This is a genomic window from Naasia lichenicola, assembly GCF_004801885.1.
In the GTDB taxonomy this organism is placed as follows: Bacteria; Actinomycetota; Actinomycetes; order Actinomycetales; family Microbacteriaceae; genus Naasia; species Naasia lichenicola.
Genome location: NZ_SSSM01000006.1, coordinates 120,425 through 133,513, shown reverse-complemented (window position 1 = coordinate 133,513; position 13,089 = coordinate 120,425). Strand labels below are relative to the sequence as shown.

Here is a 13,089-nt window from a genome sequence, read left to right as displayed (position 1 = left end):
TTGCGCCTCGTCGCAGGCCGTTGGATCACCGATGCACGGGCACGTCGGGCGCACTCGGCCGCCCGGTCTCCGCTGCATCCTCCGCGCCCGAGCCGGCCGACGACTGCGCGCCCTCGGGAACCGAGCCCGCGGCTCGGTTACTGTTCTCGCGTGTTCCGCCGTGCGTTCGCCGCCCTCGTGGTCCTCGCGGTCGCCGGCCTGCTCTTCGTGCTGCTCTGGCCGCAGTTCTTCGGCCTGCAGCGCACCTTCGGCGTCGCGCAGCTCGTCTCGCTGCGTGCCGTCTGCATCGTCGTGGCGGTGGTCGCGGCGGTCCTCTCCACCGTGCTGGCCCTGCTGATCCGGGCCGGGCGCCGGTTCCTGGCCAGCCTCGCCGTGATGCTCCTCGTCTTCGGCGCGCTGAACACCGCGGTGCTCGCCACGCGCGGATTCGGCAGCGCCGGGTTCCAGACCGCGACCGAGAGCGACGTCACCGTGCTGAGCTGGAACACGCTCGGCGATGCGCCAGGGGTGGATGCGATCGCCGACCTCGTGCTGCGCACCTCCCCCGACATCGTCACGCTGCCCGAGACGACGAAGGCGACGGCGGACGAGGTCGCCCGACGAGCGCAGGCGGCGGGCAACCCCCTGATCGCGTACACGATCGCCTTCGATCAGGTGTCGAAGGCTCGCTCGACCTCGCTGCTGATCAGCCAGAATCTCGGCTCGTACGTGATCAGCGACAACTCCTCGAACACCGCGGTGCTGCCGAGCGTGGTGGCCGTCCCGACGAGCGGCGGGCCGCTGATCGTCGCCGTGCACGCCGTGGCGCCGACCAGCGGCAACTTCGCGGACTGGAGGTCCGATCTCGCCTGGATCGCCTCGCAGTGCGGAGGCGCCGACGCGATCATCGCCGGTGACTTCAACTCCACCCTCGACCACTTCACGGGCTTCGACGCGGATGTCGTCGCCGACGACGGCACGGTCCTCGCCTCGGACACGGTGCTGGGCCACTGTCGCGATGCGGCGGCGCAATCCGGCAATGCGGCTGTCGGCAGCTGGCCCACGTCCATCCCGCCGCTGCTCGGCACACCCATCGATCATGTGCTCATGACGCCCGACTGGAGGGTCACCGGGTTCCGGGTCATCCAGGATCAGGACGGCGCAGGCAGCGACCACCGCCCGATCCTCGCGCAGCTCACTCCCGGATAGCGCCCACTTCCCGCTGGACCGCACTTCCCGATAGCCCTCCGCTCCGTCCTCCTCTGCTCAGCTCCTGCGAGGCAGAATGGACGAATGAACGACGACGCCGCCGCGCAGCTGTCCCAGCCCGAGCTCGACGAGAGCGCGGAGCCCTCCGAGCCCTCGGCGGAGCAGGCGACCCTCGCCGCGACCACGAACCGCGCGGCCGCCTTCCCTGACTCGTTCGCCGAGTACATCGGCAGCGGATGGGCGGATCGGGCCATCGTGCTGCCGCCCGCGCGGGATGCGGCACCCTACGCCGCCGAGCGACGGCGTCGGCTGTCCGCCGACTTCCCCGGACAGCGACTCGTCATCCGCGCCGGAGAGCCGAAGGTGCGCTCCAACGACACCGACTACCCCTTCCGAGCGGATTCCGGGTTCTCCTGGCTCACCGGCTGGGGCGCGGACAGCGAGCCCGGCGCCGTCCTGGTGCTCGAGCCCGCGGGCGACGCCCACACCTCGACCCTGTACTTCCGGCCCGCGGCCGGCCGCGACTCGGACGAGTTCTACGCGAACTCCGCGGTCGGCGAGTTCTGGATCGGACCGCGCCCGACGATCGACCAGGTCGCCGCCGAGCTCGGCCTCACGACCCTTCCGCTGTCCGATCTCGAACTCGACGGCGAGGAGCTCGACTCCGCCACCTCCCCTGAGCTCGGTCAGGCCCTGAGTGAATACCGACTGGTCAAGGACGAGTACGAGATCGAGCAGATGAGGCTGGCGATCGACGCGACTGCCCGCGGCTTCGACGATGTGCTGCGCGACCTCGATCGCGCCACCCGGCACGCTTCCGGCGAGCGCATCGTGGAGGGCGTGTTCTACACGCGGGCGCGCAGCGACGGCAACGCCGTCGGCTACGACACGATCGCGGCGTCCGGCCCGCACGCCTGCATCCTGCACTGGACCCGCAACGACGGCCCCGTCGTGCCCGGGGATCTCATGCTGATGGATGCCGGCATCGAGCTGCCGAGCCTGTACACCGCCGACATCACCCGCACGCTGCCGATCGCCGGCCGCTTCACGCCGGTGCAGCGCGAGGTGTACGAGGCCGTCCGTGAGGCGGCGGACGCGGCGTTCGCGATCGTGCGGCCGGGCATCCGGTTCCACGAGATCCACGACGAGGCGATGAAGGTCATCGCTCGCAAGACGGCCGAGTGGGGCCTGCTGCCCGTGTCCGCCGAGGAGGCGCTCACGCCCGAGAACCAGCAGCACCGCCGCTACATGGTGCATGGCACGAGCCACCACCTCGGCATCGACGTGCACGACTGCGCGAAGGCCCGTCGTGAGCTGTATCGCCAGGGCGAGCTGAAGGCCGGGATGGTGTTCACGATCGAGCCCGGCCTCTACTTCCAGCCCGACGACCTGACCGTGCCCGAGGAGTTCCGTGGGATCGGAGTGCGGATCGAGGACGACATCCTCGTCACCGAATCGGGCGCGGAGAACCTGTCCGTCGGCATCGCGCGCTCAGCAGACGACGTCGAGGCCTGGATCGCCCGTCTCCGCGGCTAGCCCCCCCCCGGAACCTCGTGTCCGCGAACTGCCCAGTTCTGCCGCCTGGGACGCGTTCCGGGCGGCAGAACTGGGCAGCTCACACCTGGGTCGAGGACTCCCAGCAGCCTCCGCCGTGACCTGACCCGAATGGTGGGTTCCCGCGCCATGCACTCGCCATTCGGGTCAGGTCACCGGCCGAACACCCGCCGTCCGCGTCATGTCGCAGCGGGCGACCATCGACGTGACGCAAATGGCTGACTCGCGCGCCTGAAGCCAGCCATGCAGGTCACATCGGCAGGAGCAGCCAGCCATTCACCGCTCACGCGGACCCGCCCCAAACGTGAACGAGACGAGTCGCCTACTCCCCTGGGATCTCCGCGACGGGCAGCGGCTGGTCCACGTTGAGCAGCGACCGGGCGCGGCCGGCGGTCTCGGTCTTCACCAGGAGCGAGTAGCTCGTCGCGATGACCTCGCGGGTCGAGGTGAAGTCACGGATCCGGCGGGTCAGCGCATAGCTGGCGATCGCGAACAGCATGCCGAAGGCGGCGCCGATCAGCGCGGCGCCGGCGATGAAGCCGTAGTTGGCGTCCGGGCTGAAGAAGATGAGCAGCACGCCGAAGAACAGGCCGAGCCAGAGGCCCGAGATGGCACCCGCGCCGGCGACGCGACCCCAGGTCAGCTTGCCTGTTACGCGCTCGACGCTCTTCAGGTCGTTGCCGATGATGGCGACGTCCTTGACGTCGAAGTCGAGGCGCACGAGCGCGTCGACGGCCTGCTGCGCCTGCCCGTAGGTCTCGTACTTGACGACCTCTTCGCCGCGGGGCAGCACGGGCTCGGCGGGCGGGCGACGGCGGAAGAGGGGCGACGGGTTCGACATGCCCTCATTCTCGCTGATGACCGCCTGATTCGCCCGTCTGAGAGCTCTGAACGGACCCTGTCCGAGCCGAACGCGCGTCCCAGGCAGGCCGCATGCAGGCCGCGCACAGGCCGAGCGCGGGCCACCGCCCGGCGGATCTCCTGCTGTTCTCACTGTCACCCCGGACCAGGCGAGTAGATTTGACCCCATGAGTGCGCCTCGAGTCTTCGTCGCACGACTCGTCGGCTGCACCGTATTCGACCCGCAGGGTGATCGTCTGGGCAAGGTCAGGGACGTGGTCGTGGTCTATCGACGCGCCGACCCGCCTCAGGTGGTGGGACTCGTCGTCGAGATCCCCGGCCGCCGTCGCGTGTTCGTCTCCATCGGTCGGGTCACCAGCATCGGCTCCGGCCAGATCATCACGACCGGCCTCATCAACGTCCGCCGCTTCGAGCAGCGCGCCAGCGAGACCCGCGTGATCGCCGAGATGCTCGGCCGCCGCGTCGTGCTCGCCGACGGCTCCGGCGAGGCGACCATCGAGGACGTCGCCATCGAGGAGTCCGGCCTCGGCGAATGGGAGGTCGGCCAGCTCTTCGTGCGCAAGCCGAAGACCGGCGCCAGCCCGTTCGGCAAGGGTCCGACCGTCTTCGTGCAGTGGAGCGATGTCCGCGAGCGGGTGAAGCTCGGCGAGAGCCAGTCGGCCAGCCAGCTGATCGCGACCTACTCGGACATGAAGCCGGCCGACCTCGCGAACACCCTGCTCGACCTGCCGCAGGCCCGCATGCTCGAAGTGGCCGAGGAGCTGCCCGACGAGCGCCTCGCCGACGTGCTCGAGGAGATGCCCGAGCACCAGCAGGTCAACATCCTCGGCACCCTCGATGACGACCGTGCCGCCGACGTGCTCGATGCAATGCAGCCCGACGACGCCGCCGACCTGATCGCTCAGCTGTCGGATGAGCGCGGCGAGGCGCTGCTCGAGCTCATGCAGCCCGAGGAAGCCGACGATGTCCGTCGCCTCCTCGAGTACGAGCCCGACACTGCGGGCGGTCTCATGACGCCCGAGCCGATCATCCTGTCGGCCGATGCGACCGTCGCCGAGGGGCTCGCCCTGATCCGTCGGCACGAGCTCGCGCCGGCTCTCGGCGCCGCCGTCTGCGTGACGCTGCCGCCCTACGAGCCGCCGACGGGCCGGTTCCTCGGCATGGTGCACTTCCAGCGGATGCTCCGCTACCCGCCGCACGAGCGCCTCGGCACCCTGATCGATCAGAGCCTCGACCCCGTCACCACCGACACTCCCGCGGCGGAGGTCACGCGCATCCTCGCGAGCTACAACCTCGTCAGCGTTCCCGTCGTCGATCACAATCACCGGCTCGTCGGCGTGGTGACGATCGACGATGTGCTCGATCATCTGCTGCCCGACGACTGGCGCAGCAGCGAGTCGACACGGGCGCACAAGCGTGCAGCCGCGGTGCGTCGCACCGTGACCACGGCGACATCCAGCATTCCCATCAAGACGAGGACCGGCAGGGCGAGGAGGTTCGGAAATGGCACGACCGACTGATACCCGTTCCCGCAGCAGCCGCGGTCCGCGTCTGGACGCCCCCAAGGGCCTGCGCACGTCGATGCTCGGCTCGCGCAGCAACCGTCCGAGCCGCGATCGCTTCGGCCGCTTCACCGAGTTCATCGCCCGCGCGATGGGCACGCCCTGGTTCCTGCTCGGCCTCACCCTCTTCTGCATCGCCTGGATCGCCTTCAACTCCTTCGCGCCGGATCGCGTGCGATTCGACGACGCGGCGCTCGGATTCACCGCGCTGACCCTCGTGCTGTCGCTGCAGGCGTCCTACGCGGCCCCGCTCATCCTGCTCGCCCAGAACCGTCAGGACGACCGCGAGCGCGTGCAGATCGAGCAGGACCGCCAGCGCTCGGAGCGCAATCTCTCCGACACCGAGTACCTCGCCCGCGAGGTCGTCGCGCTGCGGCTGCTGGTCAAGGACATGGCGTCGAAGGACTTCATCCGCGCCGAGCTGCGCTCACTCCTCGAGGACCTCGAGAAGCGCGACAGCGGATCGGGCGACGAGCGTGCCGACCGCGGCGGCGACCAGCGGACCGGCGATCGGGTCGCCAAGGGATCGAGGACCGCGTGAGCGACGACATCGACATCCTCGAGGACCGCGTGCTTCCCGCAGACGACCCGGAAGCGGTTCTCGCCAACAAGATCATCCTCTCGCTGCGCTCGGTCATCGATCCGGAGATCCGCAAGCCGATCATGGACCTCGGCATGGTGGACGGGGTCAAGATGGACGCGGCCACCGGCCTGGCCAAGGTCGCGATCAAGCTGACCATCGTCGGATGCCCGGCCGCCGATCGGATCGAGGGCGACGTGCGCGCCGCGACCCTCGCGGTCGACGGAGTGACCGACGTCGAGGTCGCCGTCTCGGTGATGTCCCCGGAGCAGCGCAAGGCGCTCACCGCGCAGCTGCGGGGCTCGCGGGTCTCGGGCTCGCGCTTCGGCCCCGACTCGCTGACCCGGGTCTACGCCATCACGAGCGGCAAGGGCGGCGTGGGCAAGTCGACCGTCACCGCGAACCTCGCCGTCGCCCTCGCGGCCCGCGGTCTGCGCGTGGGACTCGTCGATGCGGATGTGCATGGATTCTCGATCCCCGGGCTGCTCGGCATCCCCGCCGACGCCACCCCGACCAAGGTCGGCGACCTCATCCTGCCGCCCGTGGCCTACGGGGTGAAGGCGATCTCGATCGGGATGTTCCTCACCGCCGAGCAGCGCGGCACGGCCGTCGCGTGGCGCGGGCCGATGCTGCACCGCACCGTGGCGCAGTTCCTCACCGATGTGTTCTTCGGCGACCTCGACGTGCTCCTGCTCGACCTCCCGCCCGGAACCGGGGACATCGCGATCTCCGTCGGACAGCTGCTCCCCCACGCCGAGGTCATCGTCGTGACCACCCCGCAGCCGGCCGCGGCGGATGTCGCCGAGCGCTCGGGCATCGTGGCGCGCCAGACCGGCCAGCGCATCCTCGGGGTCATCGAGAACATGAGCGGGCTGCTCCAGGCAGACGGAAGCACCCTCGACATCTTCGGTCGCGGTGGCGGCGTCGAGACGGCGAAGCGGCTCTCCGCCGGACAGGACGAGACAGTCCCGCTGCTGGGCTCGATCCCGCTCAGCATCGCCCTGCGCGAGGGCGGCGACACCGGCCTGCCGATCGTGCTCGGGTCACCTGAAGATCCTGCGGCGGCTGCCATCCTGACCATCGCCGCCCAGCTCGCCACCCGCAGCCGCAGCCTTGCCGGACGCAGCCTCCCCGTCGCCGTCCGCTGAGCCTGTAGTTCTCTGGTTCTGTCCCGACGCGCACCGAGCCCGTACGCATCAGCGGACTCGAGGACGGATTCGGCTCCGAACCGCCCGCAATCGGCCTGAAGTCCGCTGATCGGTACGCCTGCTCCGCTATCCGGTACGCCGATCCCGACGGCGCTGCGCTCGCGGAATGACGAAGGCCCCGCTGCGACGCAACGGGGCCTCCTGACGCTCTTCGCTCAGAAGCGGGGCGGAACCGCGCGGTAGCCGTCACGGGCCACCGACTGGACGGTGCCGACCGCGGAGGCTAGCGCCGCTGCGGAGAGGAGAACGATGAGAATGATTGCCGCGAACATCTGGATTCCTTTCCCTCGCGGTTGGCGCGCCTTCTGGTGCGTACCTTCAGGAAACACCCTCAGTGGATTTAGCACAAGCGAATAAAACTGCCGTCATTGTGTAGACGCGCTACCGAGTTGTACCATCAGGCCATGGATGTCCGCCGCCTCGAGCTATTGCGTGAGCTGTCCGAACGCGGTTCCGTCGCCGCGGTGGCCATCGCCACCCATCGCACGCCATCGGCCGTGTCGCAGCAGCTCAAGGTGCTCGAGCAGGAGATCGGCTTCGCGCTCACCGAGCGCAAGGGCCGCGGGATCCAGCTCACCGAAGCGGGTCGCGCGCTCGCTCGGACCGCGACCGACATCGCGGTCGCCATCTCCCGCGCCGAGTCTCTCTGGAACGCCTACGTCGAGGCACCCGCCGGCAACGTCACTCTCGCCACCTTCCCGACGGGTGGACAGATGTTCCTCCCCGGACTCATCGACGCCGTCGCGGCCGTACCGGGGCTCACCCTCACGGCGAGCGATCGCGATCCGAACCTGGCCGGCTTCGCCGCGCTCACGAACGACTACGACCTCGTGCTCGCCCACTCGCCCAACGGCGCCCGCGCATGGCGCGAGAGCGGACTCACGGTCGTCGAGCTGATGATCGAGCCCCTCGACGTCGCGCTCCCCCTCGGCCACCCTCTTGCCGGGCACTCCTACGTGACCCCGACCGATCTCATCGGGCAGTCATGGATCGGAGTCCCGCTCGACTTCCCGTTCCAGCAGGTGCTCGTCGAACTCGAGCGGATCTCCGAGGAGCCTCCTCGCGTCGTCCAGCGCTTCAGCGACACCCGCATCACCGAGGCACTCGTGGCGTCGGGCCACGGCGTGGCCATCCTGCCGCGCTTCACGGCGGTACTCTCGCCGTCGATCGAGCTGCGGCCCCTCGTCGGCGTCGTCGCCGAACGGCACATCTGCGTGCTCATGCGACCCGACCATGCCGAGCGCCCGTCGGTGCAGCTGCTCGTCGCGACGCTCCGCGCCGAAGCGGAGCGAATCCTGCAGGGCGGCGCGGCCGCCTACGTCATCGACTACTGACCCGGCAGGACCGGATCCGCTGATGGTCGGGTCGGGTTGGCCAACCTGGCCAGCAGCTCGGTGAGCAGCCCCTCCGACGTCTCGGCGGGCAGCGCGCCGATCAGCGCGATCAGCGGAGCCATCCGCTCGGGCAGCGGGCCGTCGACGACGGCTGCCGGATCTCCGCCCAGCGCGGCCATCGCGGCCAGCGGATCGACGGCGGGGATGCCGCGCACCCGATCGGCCGCGAGGACCATCGCGGCCGAGAGCTCGGGCAGGATGCGCGAGGTGACCGGGGTCACCGTGAGGTGGGTGGTGTGCGGCAGGATCTCCTCCCCCTGCCTCAGAGACGGCTGCAGCTGCACGAGCCAGCCCAGCGCCCGCAGCTCATCCGCCCAGTGATGCGGATCGACCTGCCGTCCCTGGTCCGCCCGGGGGTCGCTCGCGACGGCGAACAGCGGGCCGACCGGCGAACCGATGACCCGCAGTCCGTCGATCCGCTCGACGACGGCCAGCAGCTCGCGCGTCGACGCCATCGTGTCCTCGGCGAGGCGCGCGAGCCCATCCCGACCGAGACGATGGAGGATCGCCCAGGCCGCCGCGAGCGGGCCGGCGGAGCGCGATCCGAGCATCGTCGGATTGACGACGGGATATCCGGGCCAGCGGGTGGTGGCGAAGTACTGCGCCCCGAGACGGCCGCGTCCTCGGTGCAGCAGCACGCTGGCGCCCTTCGGCGCGTAGCCGTACTTGTGCAGGTCGGCGGAGATGCTCGTCACACCCCGCACCCGGAAGTCCCACGGGGGCAGATCGGGCAGGAACGGCAGGGCGAGTCCGCCGATGCAGGCATCGACGTGGCAGGAGATGCCCGCGTCGGCGGCGGCGGCCGCGACCTGCTCGACGGGGTCGAGTGCGGCGAAGGGATAGGACGGAGCAGAGATGACAACCAGGGCGACGTCGGCGCCGAGCCGCCCGATGATGGCGGACGGCTCGCAGCTGCCCGTTGCGGGATCGACCGGGACGAGGTCGAGATCGAGTCCGAAGTAATGCGCGGCCTTCTGGAACGCGGCATGCACGGTCACCGGGGCGACGAGTCGAGGCGTGCCCGAGCCACCTCCCAGCCGCCAGAGGTCCCGCGCCGTCTTCACCGCCAGCAGGCAGCTCTCCGTGCCTCCGGTGGTCACCGATCCCACGACCTCTCGGTCGCCCTGATCATCGGCGGCGTCGGCGGTCGGGCCGGCTCCTAGGAGGTCGCGCATGAAGTCGATGACCTCGCGCTCGAGCACGGCGACCGATCCGAAGGTGGTCGGGTCCAGTCCGTTGACCGGCTGCATGGCCGCGATGGCCGCACCGGCGAGCTCGTCGAGCTCGGCCAGCCCCGAGTCGTAGACGTAGCTGAGCACGTGCCCGCCGTGGGTCGGAGCATCGCCCGCGCGCAGCTCGGACAGCCGCGCCAGGATCGCATCGGCGCTGGGCCTGCTCTCGGAATCGCCGCTCAGCCCGGTGCTGTCCATCGCGTCTCCATCTCTCGTCACGTCGTCGACCTCGACGCTCATCCGATGCCCTCCGCGACCGGAATGGCAGCCTGGTCGATGTCCGCACGCCGGACCCGATAACGGCGGAGCGCCAGCAGGCTCACCGCGATCAGCACCGCCGGAACGACGCTGAACGTGACCACGATGCCGAGGATCGCTCCCGGCGACTGGACGACGTTCTGGCCTGCGGCCGACTCGACATATCCGGATGCCGCGAGCCCGAGCGTCAGCACGGTCGCTCCGAGCGCGGCGCCCGTGGTCTCCCCGGCCGTCCACACGCCGCCGAACGCCCCGGCGGAGCCGTTGCCGTGAGCGGTCGCGTCGGACGAGATGACATCGGGCAGCATCGCCATCGGCAGGGACTGCATCCCCGCGTAGGCGGCGCCCGCGACGGCGACGGGCAGGTACGCCCAGTCCCCCGGTGCCCAGGCGAGGCCGAGGAGGCTGAGCGCGGCGATGCCGAAGATCACGCTGGCGATGGCGAAGCCGCGCTCCTTGCCGATCCGTCGGGCGACCACGCCCCAGACCGGCGTGAAGACCAGCGCGGGAGCGATGAGGGCGAGGAAGAGGAACGTGACCGCGTCTTCGGAGCGGAGCACCCAGGTCGCCACGTACTGCGCGCCGGCGAGCATCATGCCCGTCGCCAGCGCCTGCAGCGCGAAGGTGAGCAGGAGCGCGCGGAACGGCTGGCTGCGGCGCAGAGCGCCGAGCCCGGCGCGGTAGCCCTCGATGATCAGCGCGCGACGCGCGCTCCGGTCGACCGCAGGAGCGGCTCGTCGCCCGGTGCGAGGCACGACCGCGATGGAGAGCAGCATCCCCACCGCCAGGACGACGCCGGCGATGACCGCCATGAGGAGGTAGCCCTGGCGCTCATCCGCTCCGAGCGAGCGCAGCGCGGGTCCGCCCGCGCCGAAGAGCAGGATCGCGAAGGTGAGCACCACGACGCGCCAGGTGAGCAGCCGCGTGCGCTGGTCGTAGCCGTCCGCCAGCTCGGCGGGCAATGCGATGTAGGGCACCTGGAACAGGCTGAAAGCGGTGGCCGTGAGCACGAACGCGACGAGCACCCACACCCCCGATGCCGTCGGCGAGAAGCCGTCCGGCACGGCGAAGGTGAGCGCGAACAGGAACGGCAGCGCGATCGCCCCGAGGATCATGCCGCGACGGCGCGAGCCTGTGCGGAGAAGGTCGCGATCGCTCGATCCGCCGATGACCGGGTCGATGAGGACGTCCCAGATCTTGGCTGCGCCGACCAGGATGCCCGCGGCGAGCGCAGGGACCGCGAGCGTGTCCGTGAGGTAGTAGACGAGGACGAGCCCTGGGAGGGTGCTGAATCCGCCCGTTCCCAGCGAGCCGATCGCGTATCCGGCGACCGTCCGCCGGTGGAGTCCCCCGACCTCGGAGCGGGCAGGTGATGTGCTCGTCATTTCCGCAGTGTATTGGCCGCCGGTCACGCCTCGGATGCCGACGGCGCACCCACGCCGAGATCCGGCGGTCTCAGCCCCTTCGATCCCCGCATCAGCCCGAAGCCCGCATGACGGAGGGCGGATGCGCGTGCAAGGGCGACCCGAGGGTCAGGTGGCCTCCGTGTCGAATGGCGCCACCTCGGGGGCAGCAGGCTTCGCCTTCGGGATGTAGGGCTTGGGAGCGCTCGATGAACGGACGAACGGCGCAGGCGGATCTGCTGACGCCTCGCCGGCGGGCGCACCGGGCACCGAAGCAGCCGCGGCGCCTCCCGCAGCTGTCGCTCCCGGCGGAGTCGTCGACGAGACGGGCTTGCGGACGACGGGCGTGTCGTCGATCAGCGCCTCACGGATGATCCGGCGCGGATCGTACTGCCGCGGATCGAGCTTCTTCCAGTCGACCTCGTCGAACTCGGGACCCATCTCCTCGCGCATGCGGCTCTTCGCGCCATCGGCCATCCCCCGCAGATTGCGGACGAGGTGGGCGAGCTGAGCCGCATAGCGGGGCAGGCGATCGGGGCCGACGAGGAGCACAGCGACCACTCCGATGAGCAGCAGCTTCTCGAAGGTCAGCCCGAACATGGGGCAACACTAGTCCAGCCGCTCGGAGCATTGCCCCTGATCGGCTCCGCAGTTCCTGTGCGCGAGCCCCCAAAGCGGACGATCCTCGATCGGGCGGGCGGCCGCGTCCCCCATAGTCTTGAGCCGATGTCTCCGATCGATGATTCCCGTGCGTTCGCCGAGCAGTACGTCGTCGAGCCGGAGAACATCGCGACCGCCCGGCACTTCTCGATCGAGCTGGGCATCGATCCCGTCTCGCCGGCGGTGGGCGCGCAGCTCGCCCTGCTGTCCGCGTCCCTCCGGGCGAAGACCATCATCGAGATCGGCACGGGCGCCGGCGTCTCAGGACTGTGGCTGCTGCTCGGCTCGCCCCAGGCGCAGCTGACATCCATCGACAACGAGCCCGACCACCACCTCGCCGCGCGCCAGATGTTCACCGAGGCGGGCTTCGGGGTCGGGCGCATCCGGCTCATCTCCGGACGAGCGCTCGATGTGCTCCCTCGGATGAACGAGGAGTCCTACGACCTGGTCTTCATCGACGCGGACGCAGGGAGTGCGATCGAGTACGTCGAGCACGGCCTGCGGCTCGTCCGGCGCGGCGGCATGGTCGTGGTCGGCAACGCGGTGGATCACGCGATCGGCGAGGACGTCAGTCCCCTCGACGCCAGCGCGTTCCGGTCGATGCTCGACGAGATCGGCGCCACTCCCGGAGTGCTCAGCGTCATCTCCCCCGCAGGCGCCGGCCTGCTGCAGCTGATCCGCCCCTGATCCTCGTTCGTGTTCCGCACCTGTGCTCCGGTTCCATGTGCACGAAACCGGCACCGCGTGCGCGGAATCTCGTGCACATCCGGCCGGAACGTACACATTCAGAGGCGCGGGGGCGCAGAACAGCCCAGCTGACGTCCGACGATGTCGGTCCGGGCTGGGCTGTTCGGTGAGCGGTTCGGGTGTGCTGCGGCTTCTCTCGGGGCGTCTTTTCGGAGCGTCAGGCGCCGACGACAGCGCCGAGTGCTGCGTGCAGCTCTCGGGCTTCTGCGTCGTTCACCGACACGACGAGACGACCGCCACCTTCGAGCGGCACGCGCACGATGATGAGTCGACCCTCCTTGACGGCCTCCATTGGTCCGTCACCGGTCCTCGGCTTCATCGCGGCCATCGATAACCCCTTTCCAAGGTGTAGGCACCTATTATCCCGTACCTCATAGAGTTCCTCAAAAACGAGGGGTTGCGGGGCCGTTGTCGAGGCCGCATCCTTTGCGTCGCACAGCGC

12 protein-coding genes are annotated in these 13,089 nt (G+C 69.9%); 7 read left to right on the top strand and 5 right to left on the bottom strand.

The features are described from left to right. Nucleotides 1–150: 150 nt before the first annotated feature. Nucleotides 151–1,188 (top strand): endonuclease/exonuclease/phosphatase family protein, encoded by a 1,038-nt coding sequence (locus tag E6C64_RS16835; protein WP_136428850.1) that lies wholly within the window; start codon nucleotides 151–153, stop codon nucleotides 1,186–1,188. Nucleotides 1,189–1,272: 84 nt separating this feature from the next. Then, entirely contained in the window at nucleotides 1,273–2,724 is a 1,452-nt protein-coding gene (locus E6C64_RS16830; RefSeq protein ID WP_136428849.1) for an aminopeptidase P family protein, read from the top strand. A gap of 340 nt (nucleotides 2,725–3,064) precedes the next feature. Here the strand turns inward: E6C64_RS16830 and E6C64_RS16825 are convergent, their stop codons facing one another. Beyond that, the gene (locus tag E6C64_RS16825; protein ID WP_136428848.1) at nucleotides 3,065–3,583 is read right to left on the bottom strand and encodes a YflT domain-containing protein; all 519 of its coding nucleotides are present in this window, start codon (nucleotides 3,581–3,583) and stop codon (nucleotides 3,065–3,067) included. A gap of 187 nt (nucleotides 3,584–3,770) precedes the next feature. Here E6C64_RS16825 and E6C64_RS16820 point away from each other — a divergent pair, with 187 nt between their 5' ends. From E6C64_RS16820 to E6C64_RS16805, 4 genes are all read left to right on the top strand, one after another. Continuing rightward, entirely contained in the window at nucleotides 3,771–5,123 is a 1,353-nt protein-coding gene (locus E6C64_RS16820; RefSeq protein WP_136428847.1) for a magnesium transporter MgtE N-terminal domain-containing protein, read from the top strand. After that, nucleotides 5,107–5,706, top strand: coding sequence for a DUF1003 domain-containing protein (locus tag E6C64_RS16815; protein ID WP_136428846.1), 600 nt, complete (start codon nucleotides 5,107–5,109; stop codon nucleotides 5,704–5,706). The genes E6C64_RS16820 and E6C64_RS16815 overlap by 17 nt, the downstream gene beginning before the upstream one ends. A 29-nt stretch (nucleotides 5,707–5,735) precedes the next feature. Beyond that, on the top strand, nucleotides 5,736–6,893 hold the full coding sequence (locus tag E6C64_RS16810) for an Mrp/NBP35 family ATP-binding protein (protein WP_269846390.1): 1,158 nt from the start codon (nucleotides 5,736–5,738) through the stop codon (nucleotides 6,891–6,893). A 464-nt stretch (nucleotides 6,894–7,357) separates the two neighbouring features. Further along, nucleotides 7,358–8,287, top strand: coding sequence for a LysR family transcriptional regulator (locus E6C64_RS16805; RefSeq protein WP_136428845.1), 930 nt, complete (start codon nucleotides 7,358–7,360; stop codon nucleotides 8,285–8,287). Here the strand turns inward: E6C64_RS16805 and E6C64_RS16800 are convergent. The 3 genes from E6C64_RS16800 to E6C64_RS16790 all read right to left on the bottom strand — a co-directional run bounded on the left by E6C64_RS16800 (nucleotide 8,281) and on the right by E6C64_RS16790 (nucleotide 11,840). Continuing rightward, nucleotides 8,281–9,819 carry a pyridoxal phosphate-dependent decarboxylase family protein gene (locus E6C64_RS16800; RefSeq protein ID WP_332908238.1) on the bottom strand — a complete coding sequence of 513 codons (1,539 nt, stop codon included), beginning with the start codon at nucleotides 9,817–9,819 and terminating at the stop codon, nucleotides 8,281–8,283. The two genes, E6C64_RS16805 and E6C64_RS16800, sit on opposite strands and share 7 nt — an antisense overlap. Next, entirely contained in the window at nucleotides 9,816–11,222 is a 1,407-nt protein-coding gene (locus tag E6C64_RS16795; RefSeq protein WP_136428844.1) for an MFS transporter, read from the bottom strand. Before E6C64_RS16795 ends, E6C64_RS16800 begins: the two co-directional genes overlap by 4 nt. Nucleotides 11,223–11,369: 147 nt before the next feature. Continuing rightward, a complete protein-coding gene (locus E6C64_RS16790) occupies nucleotides 11,370–11,840 on the bottom strand; it encodes a twin-arginine translocase TatA/TatE family subunit (protein ID WP_136428843.1) in 471 nt (156 codons plus the stop codon). A gap of 126 nt (nucleotides 11,841–11,966) precedes the next feature. On the opposite strand from E6C64_RS16790, the gene E6C64_RS16785 reads away from it, so the two are divergent. Next, entirely contained in the window at nucleotides 11,967–12,587 is a 621-nt protein-coding gene (locus E6C64_RS16785) for an O-methyltransferase (protein ID WP_136428842.1), read from the top strand. 217 nt (nucleotides 12,588–12,804) lie between these two features. On the opposite strand, the gene E6C64_RS16780 is transcribed toward E6C64_RS16785, so the two are convergent. Further along, a complete protein-coding gene (locus E6C64_RS16780; RefSeq protein ID WP_136428841.1) occupies nucleotides 12,805–12,975 on the bottom strand; it encodes a DUF3117 domain-containing protein in 171 nt (56 codons plus the stop codon). Nucleotides 12,976–13,089 lie beyond the last annotated feature (114 nt).

Excerpts from the sequence above, each read along its gene's own strand:
- E6C64_RS16795 (WP_136428844.1), bottom strand. The coding sequence starts at position 11,222 with ATGACGAGCACATCACCTGCCCGCTCCGAGGTCGGGGGACTCCACCGG.
- E6C64_RS16785 (WP_136428842.1), top strand. The coding sequence starts at position 11,967 with ATGTCTCCGATCGATGATTCCCGTGCGTTCGCCGAGCAGTACGTCGTC.
- E6C64_RS16790 (WP_136428843.1), bottom strand. The coding sequence starts at position 11,840 with ATGTTCGGGCTGACCTTCGAGAAGCTGCTGCTCATCGGAGTGGTCGCT.
- E6C64_RS16825 (WP_136428848.1), bottom strand. The coding sequence starts at position 3,583 with ATGTCGAACCCGTCGCCCCTCTTCCGCCGTCGCCCGCCCGCCGAGCCC.
- E6C64_RS16800 (WP_332908238.1), bottom strand. The coding sequence starts at position 9,819 with ATGAGCGTCGAGGTCGACGACGTGACGAGAGATGGAGACGCGATGGAC.
- E6C64_RS16820 (WP_136428847.1), top strand. The coding sequence starts at position 3,771 with ATGAGTGCGCCTCGAGTCTTCGTCGCACGACTCGTCGGCTGCACCGTA.
- E6C64_RS16830 (WP_136428849.1), top strand. The coding sequence starts at position 1,273 with ATGAACGACGACGCCGCCGCGCAGCTGTCCCAGCCCGAGCTCGACGAG.
- E6C64_RS16815 (WP_136428846.1), top strand. The coding sequence starts at position 5,107 with ATGGCACGACCGACTGATACCCGTTCCCGCAGCAGCCGCGGTCCGCGT.
- E6C64_RS16805 (WP_136428845.1), top strand. The coding sequence starts at position 7,358 with ATGGATGTCCGCCGCCTCGAGCTATTGCGTGAGCTGTCCGAACGCGGT.
- E6C64_RS16780 (WP_136428841.1), bottom strand. The coding sequence starts at position 12,975 with ATGGCCGCGATGAAGCCGAGGACCGGTGACGGACCAATGGAGGCCGTC.